Annotated in this window: 19 protein-coding genes and 2 pseudogenes; 15 read left to right on the top strand and 6 right to left on the bottom strand. The window is 59.5% G+C overall.

Annotation, left to right across the window (positions count from 1 at the left end; all coding sequences use genetic code 11):
* Positions 1-148: 148 nt before the first annotated feature.
* Entirely contained in the window at positions 149-616 is a 468-nt protein-coding gene (locus tag AC0L25_RS01080) for a hypothetical protein (protein ID WP_473593820.1), read from the bottom strand.
* A 70-nt stretch (positions 617-686) separates the two neighbouring features.
* Between AC0L25_RS01080 and AC0L25_RS01075 the strand changes: the two genes are divergently transcribed.
* Positions 687-941 (top strand): hypothetical protein, encoded by a 255-nt coding sequence (locus AC0L25_RS01075; RefSeq protein WP_473593809.1) that lies wholly within the window; start codon positions 687-689, stop codon positions 939-941.
* Positions 942-1027: 86 nt separating this feature from the next.
* Here AC0L25_RS01075 and AC0L25_RS01070 read toward each other — a convergent pair whose 3' ends face one another.
* Complete coding sequence (locus AC0L25_RS01070) at positions 1028-1456, bottom strand: hypothetical protein (RefSeq protein ID WP_473593808.1); 429 nt, start codon at positions 1454-1456, stop codon at positions 1028-1030.
* 279 nt (positions 1457-1735) lie between these two features.
* On the opposite strand from AC0L25_RS01070, the gene AC0L25_RS01065 reads away from it, so the two are divergent.
* Positions 1736-2038 (top strand): hypothetical protein, encoded by a 303-nt coding sequence (locus AC0L25_RS01065; protein ID WP_473593807.1) that lies wholly within the window; start codon positions 1736-1738, stop codon positions 2036-2038.
* An 86-nt stretch (positions 2039-2124) separates the two neighbouring features.
* Here AC0L25_RS01065 and AC0L25_RS01060 read toward each other — a convergent pair whose 3' ends face one another.
* Entirely contained in the window at positions 2125-3450 is a 1326-nt protein-coding gene (locus AC0L25_RS01060) for an aspartate aminotransferase family protein (protein ID WP_473593806.1), read from the bottom strand.
* Between the two features lie 855 nt (positions 3451-4305).
* Here AC0L25_RS01060 and AC0L25_RS01055 point away from each other — a divergent pair.
* Positions 4306-5388 (top strand): serine hydrolase domain-containing protein, encoded by a 1083-nt coding sequence (locus AC0L25_RS01055; RefSeq protein WP_473593805.1) that lies wholly within the window; start codon positions 4306-4308, stop codon positions 5386-5388.
* 594 nt (positions 5389-5982) lie between these two features.
* Positions 5983-6081, top strand: a pseudogene (locus AC0L25_RS01050) (transposase); the annotation flags it as partial.
* On the opposite strand, the pseudogene AC0L25_RS01045 reads toward AC0L25_RS01050, so the two are convergent.
* Positions 6081-6357 (bottom strand): annotated as a pseudogene (locus AC0L25_RS01045) (IS110 family transposase); the annotation flags it as partial. The pseudogenes AC0L25_RS01050 and AC0L25_RS01045 overlap by 1 nt on opposite strands.
* 911 nt (positions 6358-7268) lie before the next feature.
* Here AC0L25_RS01045 and AC0L25_RS01040 point away from each other — a divergent pair.
* Together AC0L25_RS01040 and AC0L25_RS01035 are read left to right on the top strand one after the other, a co-directional pair.
* Entirely contained in the window at positions 7269-7622 is a 354-nt protein-coding gene (locus AC0L25_RS01040) for a CapA family protein (RefSeq protein ID WP_473593804.1), read from the top strand.
* A gap of 1024 nt (positions 7623-8646) precedes the next feature.
* A complete protein-coding gene (locus tag AC0L25_RS01035) occupies positions 8647-9726 on the top strand; it encodes a lysine-2,3-aminomutase-like protein (protein WP_473593803.1) in 1080 nt (359 codons plus the stop codon).
* Positions 9727-9953: 227 nt separating this feature from the next.
* Here the strand turns inward: AC0L25_RS01035 and AC0L25_RS01030 are convergent, their stop codons facing one another.
* Positions 9954-10157: a hypothetical protein gene (locus AC0L25_RS01030; RefSeq protein WP_473593802.1), complete on the bottom strand. Its 204-nt coding sequence runs from the start codon at positions 10155-10157 to the stop codon at positions 9954-9956.
* A gap of 287 nt (positions 10158-10444) precedes the next feature.
* Positions 10445-10600: a transposase gene (locus tag AC0L25_RS01025; RefSeq protein ID WP_473593801.1), complete on the bottom strand. Its 156-nt coding sequence runs from the start codon at positions 10598-10600 to the stop codon at positions 10445-10447.
* Between the two features lie 551 nt (positions 10601-11151).
* Here AC0L25_RS01025 and AC0L25_RS01020 point away from each other — a divergent pair.
* From AC0L25_RS01020 to AC0L25_RS00980, 9 genes are all read left to right on the top strand, one after another.
* Entirely contained in the window at positions 11152-12426 is a 1275-nt protein-coding gene (locus tag AC0L25_RS01020; RefSeq protein ID WP_473593800.1) for an ATP-grasp domain-containing protein, read from the top strand.
* Positions 12427-12909: 483 nt separating this feature from the next.
* Entirely contained in the window at positions 12910-13602 is a 693-nt protein-coding gene (locus AC0L25_RS01015) for a CoA transferase subunit A (protein ID WP_473593799.1), read from the top strand.
* The gene (locus AC0L25_RS01010; protein WP_473593798.1) at positions 13586-14242 is read left to right on the top strand and encodes a 3-oxoacid CoA-transferase subunit B; all 657 of its coding nucleotides are present in this window, start codon (positions 13586-13588) and stop codon (positions 14240-14242) included. Before AC0L25_RS01015 ends, AC0L25_RS01010 begins: the two co-directional genes overlap by 17 nt.
* Positions 14243-15526, top strand: a complete 1284-nt coding sequence (locus AC0L25_RS01005) for an ArgE/DapE family deacylase (protein WP_473593797.1) — start codon at positions 14243-14245, stop codon at positions 15524-15526.
* 3 nt (positions 15527-15529) lie between these two features.
* Complete coding sequence (locus AC0L25_RS01000) at positions 15530-16708, top strand: thiolase family protein (protein WP_473593796.1); 1179 nt, start codon at positions 15530-15532, stop codon at positions 16706-16708.
* Positions 16709-16762: 54 nt separating this feature from the next.
* On the top strand, positions 16763-17281 hold the full coding sequence (locus AC0L25_RS00995) for a GNAT family N-acetyltransferase (protein WP_473593795.1): 519 nt from the start codon (positions 16763-16765) through the stop codon (positions 17279-17281).
* Positions 17282-17683: 402 nt separating this feature from the next.
* A complete protein-coding gene (locus tag AC0L25_RS00990) occupies positions 17684-17950 on the top strand; it encodes an aldolase/citrate lyase family protein (protein WP_473593794.1) in 267 nt (88 codons plus the stop codon).
* Entirely contained in the window at positions 17925-18419 is a 495-nt protein-coding gene (locus AC0L25_RS00985) for an aldolase/citrate lyase family protein (protein ID WP_473593793.1), read from the top strand. The genes AC0L25_RS00990 and AC0L25_RS00985 overlap by 26 nt, the downstream gene beginning before the upstream one ends.
* A gap of 243 nt (positions 18420-18662) precedes the next feature.
* Positions 18663-19589 (top strand): LysR family transcriptional regulator, encoded by a 927-nt coding sequence (locus AC0L25_RS00980; protein WP_473593792.1) that lies wholly within the window; start codon positions 18663-18665, stop codon positions 19587-19589.
* Positions 19590-19694 lie beyond the last annotated feature (105 nt).

Below are 19694 nucleotides of genomic sequence, written 5' to 3'. Positions count from 1 at the left end.
TCAAGGTGGATGTTGAATCACCGGAGAAGCTCGTCGTCACATCACAATCGATTCATCGATCACGGGACGTGCTCTAGACCGAAGTTTGAATATTCGAAGGCTGCAAGGCGTTGATCCGGCGCAGTTTTCTGCCGGTTATGGTTTTGCGTTACTGGACACGAGCCGGGTCGAAGCCGAGGAGTTCGAAGGCAGCCTGCTGGAATGGGTTTTTCGGGTATAGAGGGTGAAGGAGTGCTCGCCCTGCAGCGGGGGCAACCACGGTGTTGGCGGCCAAGGTGCCAAGATGGCGCAGGAGGTCGGCAAAGCCCATGACGGGCAGGCCGTTGTGGTTGCATTTGGTGGCTTTCTTGCGTTTGGCGGTTTGCGAGGGCTCGGTCCTGACGACCGGCGAGGCGCGCTCGGCGCGGGCAGCTTCGAGGTCGGTGTCGCGCCAGGGCTGGCGCAGATGCCATTCGACATGATAGGCCAGCATGCAGAGAAAGACATGAGCGCGCACCCGCGGCGCTGCCCAGTAGCGGATCGGGCGGATGTCCAGATCGACCGTCTTCAGGCAGCGGAAGGCGCGTTCGACCCGGGCGTGATCCTTGTAGGCCTGGACGGTCTCGGCGGCGCTCAGCGCCTCGGCCTCGACGCTGGGTGCGGATCATATAGATGCCGTCGAGCCTCGCCTCGGTCTCGATGGCGGCGTGATCGCGCGCGAAGGAGAAGTCGGTGTCGGTGATGGTACACTGGAAGTGCTTGCCGACCTTGCGGCGATTGAGCACGGCGCCGATCGCCTGGCCGATGGCGGCGGCGCCTTTGAGCGGCTTGCGGGCGCGGCGGACCGCTCCCGGATGGTGGCGAGGTCGCGCTCGGTGGCCTCCAGCAGTTCGCTGCGCTTGCGGGCGCTCTCGGCCGCCAGATCCGGGTTGCGGCACACCACGAGGCGCTCGCCGGGATAGTCTGGAGCTCTCGATCTCGGCCAGGTCGCGATCGTCGAACAGCGACAGCTGCAGCGGCCCGTACTGCGCCGCCAGTCGGCCACCGTTCACAGGCCCAGAACCTGACCCAGGCTGGAACATGCGGTCTCGGGATTGACCGCACGGACAAACCCCAGCCTGGAGCGCGGCGCCACCAGCCGGTCGACGATCAGCCCGACCACCAGGTCGCAATGCCGCCGCGATTGGACATCCTTGGCCGTGCTCAACAGCAGCCGGTCGAACGCGATCTTGCGCACCATGCCCACTCCCACCGCCACATGCCCGTGCGGCAGCGAGCGCTCGACCCGCAACCCGTCCTCGCCAGTGCCGATCACCTGGCCGCCCTTGAGCAGCGCCTTCAGCCCGTCGATCACCGCGGCCGGCAGCTTGCTCAGATTGGCCAGCGTCCGCTTCTGTGCCTTGCCGCGCTCGTCACGGTAGCTCTCGCGCAGCAACACCGCGGGCGACTGGCGATTGGGTATGGTTTCGATGAACATGGCCGAATCGAATTATAGTTCGACCGTTTTGGAATCCCCTATATGGACACAAATTGAAACAATTTTCACCGAGAAGCCGCGCAAATCCACCACTTCCCGGACTTTCACTATTCAAACTTCGGGCTAGAAGCGCCCAGCGCGCTTCCCAGAAAATCGGGCTGCGGCGAAGCCAGAGCCTCTTTATGAAGCTGAGCAGCAGGGCCGAACCGCACCAGCGATAAAGCTCAAATAGGAAGCGGTATCCGCTGGCCGGACGCCATCGCGGGCGCGAGCCACCTCATGCTGCTCGACGAGGGCGTCGAGCCGCTGGAGCTGCGGAAGCATAACATGCGGCGCGGAGAGCGTCAGTGCCAGCGGCTCCAGTCGCAGGCGCATCGCAGTCAGTTGGAAAACTCGTTGCGGCTCAGGCGCGGCACCACAGCCGTCCCCGACGACGTGGCATCTAGTGCTCGCTCGGCCACCAAGCGGCGCAACGCGGCGCGCACCGGCATGGGACTCAGCGACAACGCGGTAAAGACCCAACGGATCCAAAGCTTGCTGTCCGGCGTGAAATCGCCATTGATCAGAACGCCGCGGATTTAGCGATAGGCTGCCTCCTCAAGCGAGCTCCAGCAGAGATTTCAGTGATCACGTTGCTCTTGTTCTGCTCCCTGCCCGTTTCGGTCGCTTTAATGCATCAGCGATGCTCGCTCGGCAACGAAGGCCTCGACCGCATCGGTGAACTCCGTGAGAGCTGTCATGGTTGTGGGCAAGCTGAGGGATGTCATGCCGCGCCGCGCGAGATAGACGCCGGCATCGAGCATGTCAAAGAAGAATAGTTCCTTCAAACTCTCTTCCACGGAACTGGCGGGATAGGGGCACGTGATGTCTCCTCGCCGAAAATGTAGAGTGGCCAGCGATCCAATCCCTGTGAATTGAAGCGGTGCTCCGGCAGTTTGGCAGATCGCGTTCAGTCTGTCGCGCAAATGCTCGCCCAGCGAAAATAGTTCCTCGGCCGCGGCGGGGGTGAACACCTCGCCCATCGCGGCAATGCCGGCCGCCATGGTCATCACATTGTTGTTGAACGTGCCGGCATGGGAAACGCAGCCGGCGAAAATCTCCATCACTTCTCGGCGGCCGCCAAAAGCGCCGAAGCTCATACCGCCACCCATATACTTACCCAGCGTTGTGATATCGGGCTGTATGTCGAGCCTTTGCTGCATCCCTCCGCCTGCCATCCGCGATGTCATAACTTCGTCGAAGATTAGAAGTGCTCCCGTCGCCCGTGCCGCCTCTGCGACAGCTGTCAGGAACTCCGGCGAACCGGCGATGCAACCGCCGCTGCCGAGCATCGGCTCAACGATTACGGCGGCGAGGTCGTCGCCTGCGGCCTTTATCGCAGCCACGGTGCCTTCGATTTCGTTGTAGTCACACAGTGTAACGGGGAAGGGAACTGTGATGGCGCTGGCGCCCGCTACAGGGAAGTACAGGACGCTACCATGGTAGCCACCCCTAAAGGCGATGATGCGGCTGCGGCCCGTCGATACTCGCGCAGCGCTCAGAGCAATAAGATTGGCCTCCGTACCACTGTTCGTGAAACGGATCATTTCAATGCTGTTAAAACGGTCGCACAGAATTCTGGCAAGACGCTGCTCGGCTTCGCCGACAGCTGACAGGCTCAGGCCGCGCGCCATGGCCTGCTGCAGGGCGTTGTGAATTCGCGTCTCAGTATGGCCAAAGAGCCCGGCCGTATATTCGCCGCACAGATCCAGGTACGCATTACCATCGATGTCCCAAAGGCGGCAGCCCTCGCCGCGAACCATGGCGGTCGGGAAGGGCCCATAAGCGAGCACAGTTCGGGTGTTGCCGCCAGGGAGAACCGACACGGCTTGGCGATGCAGTGCCGCGCTATTAAGGCGCTTAGCAGCATAGCGCTCGTGGGCTTGAAGCACAGTTGCGTCGAGGGATGATTTCAGAGGGACACTACCTAGGCTCATAGCAACATAGACCTCCATAACCGATTCAATTGAGATCAAAGAACCACACGTTTGAGATCGCGTCCATACCTTTGCGGTCACCTAAGCTGTGCACGAAACAGGTCGGGCAGAGATGACATGCCGACCTCGGCGAACATCCGCCAAATTCATAATCGATATTGAAACTATCTATTTGAGGAAGGGTTCGTTGTGCGCTAGTACTCAGCCGAATAAAGCATCATCAGCGAGGAGCCCGTTATGTTCGAACGCATCGAGATGATCAGGACGCCACTGGCGCGCGTCGTTCGCCATGGATCGGGCGTTGTCTTGCGGGCAGCTGATGAAGTGGTTTCGATGTGGGCACTATCAACGGATTCGCCGGCTACGGGCCATCGATCACTGCCATTCCGACGGGGCACGAGTGCCCCAAGGCGCTCGAAGCACGCAGGGGCAATGGGTCTTCCCGACAAATCGGCCCGGTTCGGGAGGGCTACGCGGTCGCCACGGTGCACGCCACGTTCCGCGACGCTTCACATCGCGCGACCCACGGCGAGCATTCTAAGAATCGTATGAGAAGGGTACGGCGCGGCTACAATCCGGAGCTTCCGAACAAGGCGGCGTTTTTTCACCTTTGCTGCGCTAGTCGTCGTCGAGGCCGTCAGGAGGCGTTGTCTCGTCGGACGTATCACTGCGATTGCGGGCCTCGCTGTTCCGTTCATGCAAAATAACGGGGGAAGAATGACCGTCAGGACCCGATGGCTTGCTGCTTCTGCAGGCGCAGAGCGTAGCGGCGCCTCAGGCGTCGTTGGCGCTCAATCGGAGCAGCCAACGGTCGTTCAATCAAAGTTAGGCGCCTCCGTGGAGGCGTGCTGTACCGTTGGCGATACCCGTACGATGCTGCAGGCGAAAGCCCAAACCCTAGTTTCCGATCTCGTTGGTGCCGATGGGGCGCCTGGAGCCTCCGCGTATATAATAGCGCCGAAACTGGATCTGGAAGTCGGAGTGGCGGCGGGCGTGACAGAGAGGGCGGGGTGCGAGCCGTTGACACCTACGCACCCCATTCGGATTTCAAGTGTCACTAAACCTTTTGTTGCCGCCGCTATCTTGCGGCTGTGGGAGATGGGAAAAATCGACCTAGTTCAATCAATTGATTCCTATCTGACTGCCGCCCACGTTTTAATTCTTGAAAATGGCGGTTACGATGTGAAGGCGATTACTGCACGCCATCTCCTTTCGCACACCGGCGGACTTTGTGATGTGTTCTACACAAATGCTTTCGCTCAGATGTTGCCAAAGCTGATGTCTGGGCAAGTAAGACATTGCTTCACTTTGGAAGAGCAACTGAAGATGGCGATGGAGAGCGGTCCGCGTTTCCGCCCGGGAGAGGCGTTTGAGTACAGCGACACCGGGTACCTCCTGCTAGGCGCGATCCTTGAGAAGATGACAGGCAAATCCATGGCGGTAGCAACGCGGGAACTCGTCGGCTTTGATCGCCTAGGGCTTGCAAGTACTTGGTGGGAAGTGCTCGAAGCGGAGCGCGAAGGCGTGCTCACCCGGGCGCACCAATATGAATATGCTTGCGGTTGGGACAGCTACGACGAAGACCCTCCACATGATCTTTTCGGCGGCGGCGGAATGATCTCCACGCCAAAGGACCTCGCCAGGTTTTTCTGCGCGCTGTTTCATGGCGAGATTTTCGAAAGGTCGGAAACGATCCACGTGATGGTATCCGTCGCCAAGACGACGACTCCAAGAAATCAGAACGACTCCGTTTATGGACATGGCCCTCAGATCCATAGCGTTGGAGAATTAACCGTCTATTCCCATCGCGGCTGGTGGGGACTCAATGTCGGATACGTGCCGGAGCTGGATATGGCGCTTAGCGTCGTTGGGCTGAGACGAGATATCCGGCCACGATACGCCGCAGCCTTCGACGAATTGATTCTGGAGGCAGCGCGTCTTCGGACCAAGCAGTAGTTGTCGGGCAGAAGCTTGCGGTCATTCGCCATCGCATGTCAAGAAAATGAGGGGAAATGCCATGATAATCATCGGATACACCTTGATGCAGTCACCCTAAACCGCCGGCGCAGTATTGGCGGTTCCTTCGGCCCCGCGCGGGCAGGGCAAACAGACAGTTCGGACGACGTGGTGATATCTAAATATCGATCCGGTTTTCACCACATCACAACCGCCTATGTTTGCATTCGGTGCTAATTTGGTGCCGTAGCCGCAGAGTGAGTCGCAACAGCCCCGTTCGAGGCGGCCAACGTCATACTGCACCCGACGACCCGATGGTCGCATGAAGGCTTGGGGAATGAAGATTGCCAATCGACAGGGTACCCTACGTGCGACGCCCGGCCAGACGAATGGCAGTCACCCTTTACCGCATGTGGGTTGACGGACAGGATTTCCATCGGTCAGCAGCTTAGGCTGAGTTGTCCACGGAATAGCGAGCGCTCGATGCAGGGCGCGATCCGGACGAGTTCGCATGATCTGTCGTTGCCGGTTCCCGAGCACGCCGAAGAGCTTTGAACCGATCGGACCCACGGACACCATCATGCCGGCGGCAGCGTGCACCAGAAGCAGATCATCGGAAGTTTGAAGGAACACGAGGCCGGGGTATCGGTTGGCGATCTGTGTCGCAAGCACGGGGTCAGCGACGCCTCGATCTTGTTCGACTTGACGTAGAGCTTCACGAACTGCGCTGGGATCAGGCGAATCTTGTGCCCCAGTGCCTGAGTCTCCTTGCGATCCATTGCGATCCAGTGCACGATTCCAGCCCGACGATTGCCGGCGCTGCCCGCTCAAAGAACTTCATCAACGTATCGCGTCGGAAGCGAACTCGCTGGGCTCGCCGTCGCTGTCCAAGCCGACGCCGTGGAAGATGTTCTTGCCGATATCGACACCATGGAGGGCCGCAGGGCGTGGCGCATTGCGTGGGGACATTGCAACCTCCTTTGTTGTGACTGCCCAGATGCTGCGGGGGGACGGGGCGGACCATCCCATTAATGGTGACGCTCGCGGCCAAGCGGAAAGCTGTTGCTACCCTGAAGGAAGGATTCGGGAGCTGACGGCGGGCGTGTAAAGCCATCGGCTGTTGCCGTATGACACAAAGGCTCCGCGCCAGCGCCCGTCGCTTCACCGCCCAGCAGGACACAACCCACGCCGGAAACGAACTCAAAAGCGGATAGACTGGGGGCAACGTCATCATGGCTTGCGCTGGCATTATGGCACGCCAGTGGCGGCGGTTGACTGTGTGGCTTCGATCCGTCGTTGGAGTCATGTGGAGCCGTCCGGGGACAAGGGAAACCCTCCCGGATTTGGTGCCGTCGTCGAAACCCTCCGGAGCCAGACGTCATCTTCTATGCGAAACGAATATTCTTGACGCCCGGTCCTTCAGGCGGAGCCCGCAAGCCGAACATGGCGGTGCCTGTCACGTAAATGTTCCGGAACTCGGTCCTGACTTGAAGGCGATAGAATCCAACCTTCTAAGTTACTGAACAATCACACGTTGAATGCGGCGCCGAGAGAATGTGCGAGAAAACGGAGATCGTCTATGCCGGCGATGGCGAAAACCTCTCGCAGGCTGACGCTGCACGCTTCTGAAAACTTTCCGCGGAAGAGTTTCCTTAATATCGTTTGCCTCCACGTTCACAGCGATGTCGCGTGCCTGCGACCCGGCCGGTGAAGCGCCAGGCAGGCCAGGTCTCAATGCCCTGTGACCGTTGCCCGAGTCAGGTTCAAGTTGGGCGACGAGGTTGGCTACAGCTACCAGCTCGACCCTGCGGACGTCACCCGTATTCTCCGCAATGTGCGTCAGGCCAAGCAGTTCTCAGGCTTCTGCATAGGCACCAACAATGGGCACGAGCCAAGGAACTAGTAGTCTCAGCAGACGCCTGGTACGCCCGGCCTTTGCACGCAATTTTAATGCCGGCGCCGACGCCTATATTGTGCATGGGCTGCATCAACTCAGAGGTGTTGAGATCTACAAAGGCAGGCCAATCCTCTATAGCATTGGAAACATCATCATGACGACCTTCGGACACCGTTGCCGGAATGGTGAAGTCAACCTCGACAACCGGGCCGGCGCGTCGTTCCAGGATCGGAACCGATCGGCGCAACGCCGAACTCATTCCGGCACAGCGGCGTTGCCCGCCGCGAGCCACAACACGCCCCTGCGACAGGAGGCCGATCCATCGCCGCTGCGCTGATCGTCAGAAGCTTGTCGCGAAGCTCGCCATCCACCTCAAGCTCGCCATGCTGCTCAAGCGCCGGCAGCAACACGGAGATCAGCGGCTTCCGTCGGCAACGCGGGGTGAGTTTCTCAATTCGCCCGACAGCAGTCTGTCTTCGATCATTTGGGTTTCCTTCTGGAGTGCAGCCGAGCAAACTCCGCCACAGCAGGTTCTCCCCATGGCCACCTCATCCCAGCACCGGCGCGTCAGCTGGCGACGGAAACTAGCCCGATAATGCCGCAGGCTGAATGTTCCCGATAGGCATCGTGGTCCCGCGCAGCGTCTGCCATCCTGGCTCGGGGACGATGGATGGCAAGTCGAATCAGCATGGCAACTCGGACGGAATTGGCTGCAGCGATTATCGGAGCGTTATCGATCGAGCTGTCAGCTGACCAGCAGCGGATCCTGGATGAGCTTGTCGCGGTTACCGGCTATCACCGCAAGAACGCGATCGGTATGCTCGATGATCATGAGGCGAAGCCGCCTTCCCATTGGCGGAATGCCGCCCGTTTGGCGCTCAGGGTCGAGAGGAGGCGTCCGACCGCCTCTGTTCGAAAAGTGCAAGAGCCTCAGACCTCTGTTACAGACACCAGCGGGAGGTCTCATCCTAATATCCCACTATGCTGACGGATCACTCACTCATGTGAGTTGCACCCGTCGCTTGCGTTGTGAGACATGCGTCATCGGGTGATGTGCTCGCCGCCACGTGGACCGGGCAATCACGAAGGCAGGCTCAGCCGGTGTTTAGGCAATGATGAATTTCGGCGTCTGACGACCACGCTGTCCGACACTGTTCTCGTCGCCTTTGTCAGACCCGCGACACCGCGTGTTGTGTCCATCTCTCGTTTCCGCAGGCAAAGAGCTGAACAGCAAGAACAACACTTCTTGTGCTGATCCACCAGATTGGCGCGAGATTTGCTTTCGGTGAACTGCGGCGACAGCTGCGCTCCGCCAGTCGTCGCCTAAGCGATAGCGCAATCGAAAAAGGAAGGAAAGCAACATGTCAAGACAGCGCCATCAAGTTAAGCCGACAAGCGCCCGTCCCATCCGCACGCCTGCGGCTCTGGTCGAGACCGGCCTCGTCACGGCTGAAGACGTTGCAGGTATCGAGGCTGTGGCCCAGCACTATGCCATAGCGATCAGCCCCGCCATGGCCGCGCTGATCGACCGGTATAATCCGAACGACCCCATCGCGCGCCAATTCGTGCCGGATGCGGCCGAACTGATCGCGACGCCCGAGGAGCGCGACGATCCAATAGGGGATCTCGCGCACAGCCCCGTTGAAGGCATAGTCCACCGCTATCCCGACCGGGTGCTGCTCAAGGCCATTCATGTCTGCCCAGTTTATTGCCGCTTCTGCTTCCGCAGGGAGATGGTGGGTCCGCAGGGGCTTGGCACCCTGTCCCCCGAGGCCATGGACAGGGCCCTCGGCTATATCGCCGATCACTTGCAGATTTCGGAGGTCATCCTCACCGGCGGGGAACCGCTCATGATCTCGCCCCGCCGCCTCACGGAAATTATGCAGCGGCTGGCTACCATCGATCACGTGAAGATCGTTCGCTTCCACACCCGCGTCCCGGTGGTCGAGCCGGAGCGGATCGACAAGGCTTTGATCGCGGCCCTGAAGACAAGTCGGAAAGCGACCTATGTAGCTCTCCACGCCAATCATCCGCGCGAGTTGACGCCTTCGGCTCGTGCGGCCTGCGCCAGGCTCGTCGATTCAGGCATTTTGATGATCAGTCAGTCTGTGCTGCTGAAGGGCGTCAACGACGACTCCGACACGCTCGCGGCCCTCATGCGCGCCTTCGTGGAAACGAGGGTGAAGCCATATTACCTCCACCACCCGGACCTTGCTCTGGGCACAGGCCATTTCCGCCTGACCATCAAGGAAGGCCGGGCTCTGGTCGCAGGCCTGAGAGGCCGGATTTCGGGACTGTGCCAGCCGACGTACATCCTCGACATTCCCGGTGGGCATGGGAAGGCGGTGATCGGACCCGATGCCATCCGGCAAGACGATGCAGGTTGCTTTACCGTCTCCGACTTCAAGGGCGGCGGGCATGCCTATCCACCTGCGGATTAATCAGCCTGATTCAATTACCTATCACTACTTTGGCACGTTAACGATTTCTAATCCAATGTGGATTGACGCTGCGCACTCCGATGCAGAGGCACGCCATGAACCTCGACAACACGCTTCGCTAAATCCAGACCTATTCGAACGACCTGCATGATATCCTCCTTCGTCGCAGTTTCGGGAATCCACCATGTAACGCTCGGCCTTCTCGCCGAGGAAACGGGCAAAGGCGTTCATGCGACGCCTCCCGGAAAAGGGAGTACGACCTCGGCGAGTTGCGAGGCCGCGACCTTCAAGCACAGCGCCGTTGTGTTGATGCTGCGGTGCCCGAGAAGATCGGCGACCTCGTTGATTGGCCTTCGCTGCCTGACGAGTTGGGTGGCAAGGCTGTGGCAGGAGATGCGCACCTGCGACCCGCCCGAGTTCGACCCCGCCATGCCGCAACCGCTTCCGCACGATCCTCGAAACAGGCGACGCGCACTTGAAAGGTCCGGGCCGCGTGAAGGACAGGCCAAGCCACCCATCCCTTTGCGCATATCGCACCGCTGCGTCGTAAGATATACCCGCCTCGGACCGGAGCGAGATCATGCCACCGCCTTCAGAGCGACAGCACCCGGCGCAACTCTGCCTCGTTGACCGCGGCGTCCACCCGCACGTGCCCACCGCCGACCAGGACGATCTCATCATGCCGCGCTGTACCGCCCCGGCCGCCGCGGCCGGTGAGCTAACTGATGCGCTGCTGACAACTTCGACGGGGACCAATTCCCAGCGGCGAAGCCGCCGACGTCGGCGTGCGCATCTGCCGGCGCCAGGTGAACAACAGGTTCGCATTGATATCGTGCCGCCGCGCCACCAGCGACACCGACGCCCCCTGAGTCACAGCTCTCGGCAACCAGCCGCTGCTTGTCTTCGAGAGTGTATGACTTGCGCCGGCGGGCGCGCCATCCCAGAAACTTGGCCAGCCACTGCATGCGTCGCGATCGTGTCCATTAAGCCTCGCCGTGGACCCTATCCTCAGCGTCCAGCGCGCGATCGCTATCCGGTCCGAACCGCGCCCGGGCGCTTACGGCATCATCCGGGAACCGCGAACACCTCATTGGTCAACTGAGCCCATCCACCTCATGATGAGGAGGTCAAAGTGACGACCTCGCCAGAACCATGAGCCTGACCCGCGATGCCAACTGCGATCAGTTGAGAACCGAGATTAGAGATCTCCTGGGACGTCACCCGCAAACCTCCAGTTTGCGGCATCGCGCTCGTTGGCATAGGTGTTGCGTTAGCCACGAGCGGATGCGTCAACTACCAGATGCGGTAGTATCGTCGCTGGCCCAAGAACTTTAGAACTCATGTTCTTCCGCACTGCGTCTGAGGTCAGGCTGATACCGAATTACCCATACTACGGCATCGCACGCTGGGAAAGGTCAATAGCCGATGACAAGAAGAGCAATCATCCTGATTGAAGGAGCAAGTAACGGTCCGCTATACGTCCAAGCGGCCCATCGGCTTGGTTTTCATCCAATCACCCTTTCGGCTGACCCAGCTCAATACGACTACGTCGCAGCGGAAGGCGCCGAGGCCATCCGGGTCGATACCACTGATGTAGAGGCGCTGATCCGCGAATGTTCCCTGCTCCGTTCGACCTATGACATTGCTGGCATTACGAGCGCCCGGGAAGCCGTCTATGCGACAGTTGGTAGGCTCTGCCGGTATTTCGGCCTACCTGGACCGGACCCCATAGCGATTGAACGATGCTGCGATAAAGTCATTCAACGTCAGCTCCTCGCGCAGGCCAACATTCCCATACCTGCTTATCGCGTGGCGGCGAGTGCGACGGATGTAGAAAGCGCTGCCGTTGAGATCGGCCTGCCGGCAATTGTCAAGCCGTCAGTCGGCATCGGCAGCAGCGGTGTCCAGTTGTGCCGCACGGTCGAAGAATTAGCCAAACATGCGACTAATCTGTGTGGCCTGACACACACATCGCAGCCCTCGCCCAGGATACTGATCGAAGAATTCGCCCAAGGCCAATACTATAACGTTGACACGATGGGACATGAGGTGATTGGAGTTGGTACCGCTGAGTTCGACTGCCTACCGCATTTCGTCTTCCGTGAGGTCACCTTTCCAGCCCCGCTGACCGATGACGAGCATAAACGTATCGCTGATGTGTCGTTGAGCTGTTTGCAAGCTCTCGGTCTTGGCTGGGGGCCTGCGAACATCGAACTCCGGTGGACGAAGCATGGCCCAGTTGTCATTGAAGTCAATCCTCGTCTGGGTGTCGGTCCTCAACTGGTTCATCTGGCTTACGGTGTCGATCTCGTGACCGAGCACATCAAGCTTGCCACCGGTGGTAAATGCGATTTGCGTAAAAAGCGCTCACATACTGCCGCGTGGCGCTACCTACTTCCTGGCCTCGATGGCACCCTCGATTGGATCGACGGCAACACTCAGGCTGCTGCCGTACCCGGCGTCGCCGAGGTCAAATTGTATGCTCAGCCCAAGAAGCCCATCGTCAGAAAAGGCGATTCGCAAGACTGCATCGGACATGTCACCGCTACTTCACCCGACCGTACTCGGACCGAGACCATACTTCAGCACGCCGTCGACTTAATCCGTTGGTCGATTACACCATTTCCGTCCCTTGACGAACAGGGACAGTCTGGGGCTGCTTGCCTCCCCGGACTAGCGCAGGAGCCAAGTAAGAGGTGATCCTCAGAGGACATTGCGAAACAGAGCAGGAGAGATGCGGATTTTGCCAAGCGTTTTACTACAATCCTCAGGAAGTTGCGGCTGCGCACGAGTGTAACATAATGGAATCGGCCCTCGTGAGGAGGGGCCGCTATGGATAACAATGTCTGGCGGCAGCGACGCTATTGCGACAGGCACAACTCACAGCGTCAGGAACTCCGCTGCCCGCCTGGTTCCACGTGCTCCCACCACTGAAGGTGCGCAGAGATTCCACTCCGGCCGGGAATCAAACACGGTCGCGCCATAGATGCCACCAATGGTCATGATTATGATTATTTGTTTGCACTATCGACCATGCTCAGTCAATGTTGGGCAGAATTATGTTCTAAACGCAATATGTGCCCTCAAATTGCTTTTTGGCAGCGCACTCAGCGGAACGGCACTGAGCCGGTCTGCGTGCGCTTTCCAAGTCGTGCGCGGGTAAACCAGAATTGGGTGATTTGCATGCCACTTCCCGACAAACGAAGCTCGATCGGCGAGGCTATCTCGGCCATTGGGGAGGGCGCATCCGTGATGCTCGGCGGCTTCGGTGTGCCCGGAACCCCGTTCTGTCTGATCCGTGAGCTGGTCAGACAGGGGCCCCGCAATCTGACTATAATCAAGAACGACGCCAATGAGGCGGGCATGGGCGTCGACTGGCTCCTGGAAAATGGCCAGGTAGCCAAGCTGGTGACCAGTCATATCGGGCTCAACCCAACGGCGATGCGGGCGATGAACGAGGCCGCAATCCAGGTTGAGTTCGTCCCGCAGGGTATTTTGGCCGAGCGCATCCGCGTGGCCGGTGCCGGGATGATGGGTTTCGTCTCCGACATTGGGCTTGGTACTGCCGTTGAGGAGGGCAAGCAGCGTGTTTCCGTAGATGGCAAGGCGGGCCTCTTGGAGATCGCGTTGCGGGCTGATTTCGCGCTCGTCCACGCCAACAAGGTCGATGCTTTCGGCAACCTCTACTTCTCAGCCGTAGCCCGAAATTTCAATCCGCTAATGGCCATGGCCGCGTCCAGAACTATCGTCGAGGCCGAGGAAATCGTGGCATTCGGCACCCTCGCGCCCGAGAATATCCACTTGTCCGGAGCCTTTGTCGACGCAGTAGTTGAACTCAATGAATTGCCGGAGGTTTACGGTGTTGTCGAACGCTAAAGAGCGAATGTTGAAGCGCGCGGCCGCCGATATTCTAAGCGGCATGACTGTCAATTTGGGAATTGGGCTGCCGACCGAGGTTCTGCAATACGTTTCGCCCAGCACGCCCGTCTGTCTGCATTCGGAAAACGGAATCGCAGGCGTTGGCCCAGTGTCGGCGCCAGAGAAGGCCGACCGCAACCTGATTGACGCGGGCGGCGCCTATGTCTCGACCATTCCCGGCACGGCGTTCTTTGATAGCGCGGTGAGTTTCGCCATCGTGCGCTCAGGGCGGCTAGACCTGAGCCTCCTCGGTGCCTTTCAGGTGGCGGCAAACGGCGACTTGGCGAACTGGAAGATACCCGGCAAATTCTCGCCTGGTATGGGTGGGGCAATCGAACTGGCGCAGAAGGCGCGTCGGGTGGGCGTTGTCATGATGCACACGGACAGCAAGGGCGATCCGAAGATCCTTAGCCAATGCACCCTACCACTTACGGCCAAGGGTCATGTGAACCGAATCTACACCGACATGGCGGTATTCGACGTCGTCCCCGAAGGGTTATGCCTTCGCGAGATCGCTGATGGTACCAGCCTTGCCGATCTAGAGGCCGTCACCGGCGCGGCATTCCATGTTCCAAATCAGGATTTGCCGAGGTTTTAGATGGACAGGACGACTATCCTGCATGCCGTCGATTCGGTCTTCGACAAAGAACTGGATTTTCTGACCGAACTTGTGCGCCATCCGTCGACCCGGGGACTCGAACAGTCGGCACAGGATTTTGTTGCCGGAGAGTTGGCTGACCGCGGGTATGAGGTCGACCGCTGGCAAATCGACGTAAAGGACATCGCAGACCTGCCCGGCTTCTCGCCGGCTACTGGGAATTATGAGAACGCTGTGAACGTGGTGGGTAGCCTGCGAAGCCGAACCCGTAGCGGCCGCAGCCTGATCCTCAACGGCCATATCGACGTGGTGCCCGCCGGGCCACTGGATATGTGGAACCGCGCCCCTTTCGACCCATACGTCGATGGCGACTGGATGTTTGGCCGCGGCGCGGGTGACATGAAAGCCGGATTAGCCTCGAATCTCTTTGCAATTGAGGCGTTAAAGCATCTCGGCCTGCGCCCGGCCGCGGACGTGTTCTTTCAGTCCGTTGTGGAGGAGGAGTGTACAGGAAACGGCGCGCTCGCCTGCTTGCAACGCGGCTACCGCGCCGATGCGGCATTGATCCCCGAGCCTTTTGCCGAAAAGCTCGTATCCTCTCAAGTCGGCGTTATCTGGTTTCAAGTGCACCTGAGGGGTGTGCCGACTCATGTCGCCTATGCCGGTTCCGGCGCCAACGCGATCGAAGCGGCCATCCCGCTGTTCGAGGCGCTGCACCGCCTTGAGCGGCAGATGAATGCGGTGGAATGCCGCCATCACGACTATGTCGACCACAGCCACGCCCTCAATCTCAACGTCGGCAAGATCGAGGGCGGGGATTGGGCCAGTTCCGTTCCAGCTTGGTGCATTTTCGATGCTCGCATGGGGGTATTTCCCGGACACAAACTCGATGATGCGCGCCAAATGATCGAAGAGACCATTTTCGATACGGCCCGGAACCATCCCTTCTTAGCCAGGAGCCGACCAGAAATTGTCTATAACGGCTTCGCGGCCGAAGGCTATTCATTCAAGGACGACAAGAGTGCGCCCGCGCACGCAGCGCTGGCTGCGTTGGACCGAGCTCATAGTCTTGTCGCTGGCAAGCCACTGCAACACGCGGCTATTACCGCCACGACGGATGCCCGCTTCTTCGGCCTCTACGCTAACACGCCCGCGCTGGTCTATGGACCGCGCGCCGAGGCGATCCATGGCTTCAACGAGCGCGTCGATCTGGAGTCGGTTCGGCGCGTGACCCAAACGACCGCCTTATATATTGCCGACTGGTGCGGCCTGGAGGAAGAATAATCTATGCGAGACGCCGTCATCGTTTCGACCGCCCGCACCCCAATTGGCAAGGCCCATCGCGGCGCTTTCAATGCGACGCAAGGGCCGGTCCTGGCCGCCCATGCCATGCGCGCCGCTTTAACTCGGGCCGGACTGGAGGGCGGCGAGGTGCAGGATTTCACGCTCGGCTGCGCACTGACCCAAGGCACCAGCGGCATCAATGTTGCGCGGCACGCCATTTTTGCCGCAGGTTTTCCAGACGGTGTGCCTGCCGCCACCATCGACCGGCAATGCGCATCCGGCCTGGCGGCTATCGCGACGGCCGCGAACCAAATCCGGTCCGGCGAGTGTGATGTAGTCTTGGCTGGCGGCATGGACAGTGTCTCACTGGTGCAGAACGACGACTGGAACGGCACCAATTATCGCATTTCCACGATCCGGGACGGATACTACATTCCAATGCTGGCGACGGCGGATCTGGTTGCGCGCAAGTATCGCATCAGCCGCGCGGCGCAGGATGAATATGCGCTGATCAGCCAGATGCGCACCGCGGCGGCGCAGGAAGCGGGACGTTTCTCCGATGAAATAATTCCAGTCGAAGCTAAACAGCTTCTGAAGAACCGAGAAACCGGCGAAGAAAATATCGTCTCCGTCATACTGGTGCGCGACGAATGCAACCGTCCTGACACCACTCGGGAAGGCTTGGCGGAGCTCTCGCCCGTCATGGGCGAGGGCTCGACCGCCACCGCGGGCAATTCCTCTCAGCTTTCCGACGGCGCCTCGACGTGCGTCCTGATGTCGGCCTCCGAAGCGGCCTCGCGAAACATCAGCCCGCTTGGTGTCTTCCGCGGCATGCTGACGGTCGGTTGCGCTCCTGAGGAAATGGGGATCGGGCCCGCGCTCGCCATTCCGCCCCTGCTCAAGCGCCACGGCCTTTCGGTCGACGACATAGGATTTTTTGAGATCAACGAGGCTTTTGCCGCGCAAGTGGTCTATTGCCGCGACCGACTTGGACTGGATCCGGATAAGTTGAACGTCAATGGTGGCGCCATCTCGATCGGTCATCCTTACGGGATGAGCGGAGCGCGCCTTGTTGGCCATGCGCTGCTAGAAGGCCGTCGACGAGGTGCGCGATATGCCGTGGTCAGCATGTGCGTTGGCTGGGGGATGGGGGCCGCAGCGCTGCTTGAGTTCGGTTCCTGAGCACAATCGGCATCTCAAGCACCTACTAGCGATCGGAGCAGAGAGGATCAAATCATGACATCTGGAGTGTCATTTCGGGTAGCCGAATGCGAGGACTCCGAAGAGATCGTATTGGCGCTACGCCTGCTCGCTGATTCGCTCGGCTTTCCTGGGCGTTTTAAAAGCACCCGCGAAGATATCGAAACCGCCGGCTTCGGGCCCCGGCGCGACTTTACTGTGATGTTGGCCGAGTGCGACGATAGGATCGCGGCAATCTGCCTCTACTTCCCAGTGTTTTCTACCTGGATGGGAAAACCTGGTCTGTACATTCAGGACCTGTTCGTTCACGAGGAATTCCGCAACCATGGGATTGGTGAAAAGCTGCTGCGCCACGTCGCCCGGTTTGCTCACGATAATGGTTATCGCTATTTCCGCCTGACCGTCGATCATGGGAACCAAGGCGGGTATCGCTTCTATCGTCGGCATGGATTTAAGCCGGTGAATGATGAGACGAGCTATACTCTCTATGGCAAGGCTTTCGACGACTTCGCTGGCAGCGGAGGGAAAACGCCCCTTCCGACGCTACACCGGTAGGCTTCTTCAATTATTAGCCGAGCGTGTCCTGCCCGGGATTTGTCGCGTCTGCGTGTAACCGGAAACCGATGCGCTGCTGAGGTCGCCGGCGCAGCAAAGCCCGACGGACGCAGCGCCCCGAGACATCGTTCAAATCAAGCTCCGGATGTGGCGCAATTGCCGGCAAGGCGCGTGCCGTTCTCACTTGTAAGGTAAGGAGAACCAAGTTGGAGCGGCGCGTCAGCGTGAGCGCACGTCATGTCGAACAAGGTGAGTGCGCTCGCGAGCTACCGAGAGCATGCATACTTCGGATCACCCCAGCGCGTTGGCCCCCCCAACAAGCTCACTGCCACGCGCTCGCTAAAATCGACCGCAGAGGCGACTCCATGATCCGGGGACCCCGTTCCGGCTGTTGAAAGCGCGGTGTCTCTACCCCGCTGGAGATCCCTGCTTTTCGTTCCCGCTCACGTTCCGCGCTTTGTGGACACGGCCCATGAGCGCGGTGCAGATGGCGTCATACTCGACCTCGAGGACTCGGTTCCTCAGGATCAGAAGGGTGAGTCACGGCGCCAACTTTCTGCATCGGTGGCAAAGGTAGGCCGCAAGGGCACACATGTTCTAGTTCGCATGAATCTTGGTTTGCGCGCCTTGGCAGCCGATCTCGATGCGCGCCGTGATGGCGGGTGTTGACGCGCTTGTTCTTCCGAAGACGGAGTCGGCAGAGTGGGTATCAGAGATCGCGGATGTGGTTTCGGAACTTGAACATGAAAGAAATCTGCCACCGGGACGCATCCGGTTCGTTGCCCAGATCGAAACCCCAGGCGCCCTGCAAAGGCTCGCCGCCATTGCAGCGGCGCATCCCAGGATGGTCGCAATGGCGCTCGGTCCTGAAGACTTCAGTGCGGCTGTTGGCGGCTCGCCGGAGTTCGACCTTCCGTTGACACCGAACCTTTCTGTTCTGTTTGCAGCGCGTGCCGCCGGCTTACTCCCACTGGGCTTCATAGGAAGCATAGGCGAGTTTTCCGACACGCATAAACTTCGTGAAACCGCGGCGCAGGCGCGGCGGCTCGGCTTTGTCCTTTGGGAAGTGAGTGGGCCCGTCGTGTGCTCCTTGCGGAAAAAGAAGCCGCGGCGCAGGGCAGAGCTGCTTTCGCCTTGAACGGCAAGATGGTCGATGTCCCGGTTATCCGAAGAGCGCGAGAAATTATAGCCACGGGTCCTGCAGGCGGGTGGGGCGTTTGGGTCCTCAGCGGCTGTTTCAGAGACCAGACGGAACGACCCTTACCAAGGTGGCCCACTTGCTCGGCCTTGATTTGCTACAGCGTGGCACAATTATTGCTATCGCGCCATCGCATTTCGAGATAGATTACATCAATTTCAGTCCGCCCTCGGAAGAGTAGCCGTGGAAATTAGGCAGTTAAGATATTTCGTCGGCGTGGTCGAAGCAGGCAGTTTCACGAAAGCCGCTGGCTTTCTTAATGTCGCTCAGAGTGCGCTGAGCCTACATGTGCGTCAACTGGAGGAGGGTTTCGGCACTCAGCTGCTAATACGCGATAGGACCGGCGTGAGCGTCACGGCGTCAGGAGCCAAACTCCTCGATCGGGCGCGGGCGATTCTCAGGGAAATTCGCCTTACTGAGGTGGAGTTGACCACCACGGCGGCTTCCCCGGCTGGGGAGGTGACTATTGGCATTCCGTCTGGAGCTGCTCGAGTCTTAAGCGGCCCGCTGCTTGAGTCGGTAAGAAACGAACTGCCCAAGGTGTCCCTCAAGATGGTCGAGGGTATGACTGGACCGCTAGAGGAGTGGATGGCTGCTGGACGCTTCAATCTGGCGGTTCTCTACCGCACCGCGGACAGTGTAGGGCGAATGACGGTGCTAGCCCGCGAAAACCTTTGTCTGGTGGTTCCGCCCAGTGAGCCACCCTTCGAAGATGCAATATCTCTGGCTGACCTGCATGCATTCCCGCTGGCGGTCCCCATGCGCAACAATAACGTCAGACGTTCAGTCGCTGACGTCGTCGCACAACACGGTTGCGCGCTGGACGTCAAGTTTGAAGTGGACTCGCTCTCAACGATTATCAACATGGTGATAGAGGGAAAGGCCCATTCTATTCTCGCCCCGTCCGCGGTTCAGAAAGAAGCCTCTCAAGGGCTGGTGCGGACCGTCAAGATTGTCGATCCGGTGATTACCCGCTCCGTCGTGCTTGCTGTGAATCCGAAAGATGAGCGTTCTGCAGCCGTTTCCGCGGTGCGTAAGCTCATCCCCAAGGTGGCCAGAGAATTAATTGAGAGCCGCGGCTGGGCTGCGGTGGCTGCTGAGCCGACCTGACAACACTTCAAGCTACAAAGCTGGAGCATGACCGCTTGCCGCTATCAAAATCAGATCAATCTGGATTCCAGATGGAATTCGGCACTAATCGATATTTGACCCGCC

It is taken from the genome of Mesorhizobium sp. WSM4813 (assembly GCF_055811555.1).
Note: the sequence above shows the minus strand (reverse complement) of the source record. Positions and strands in the feature narration are given on the sequence as shown.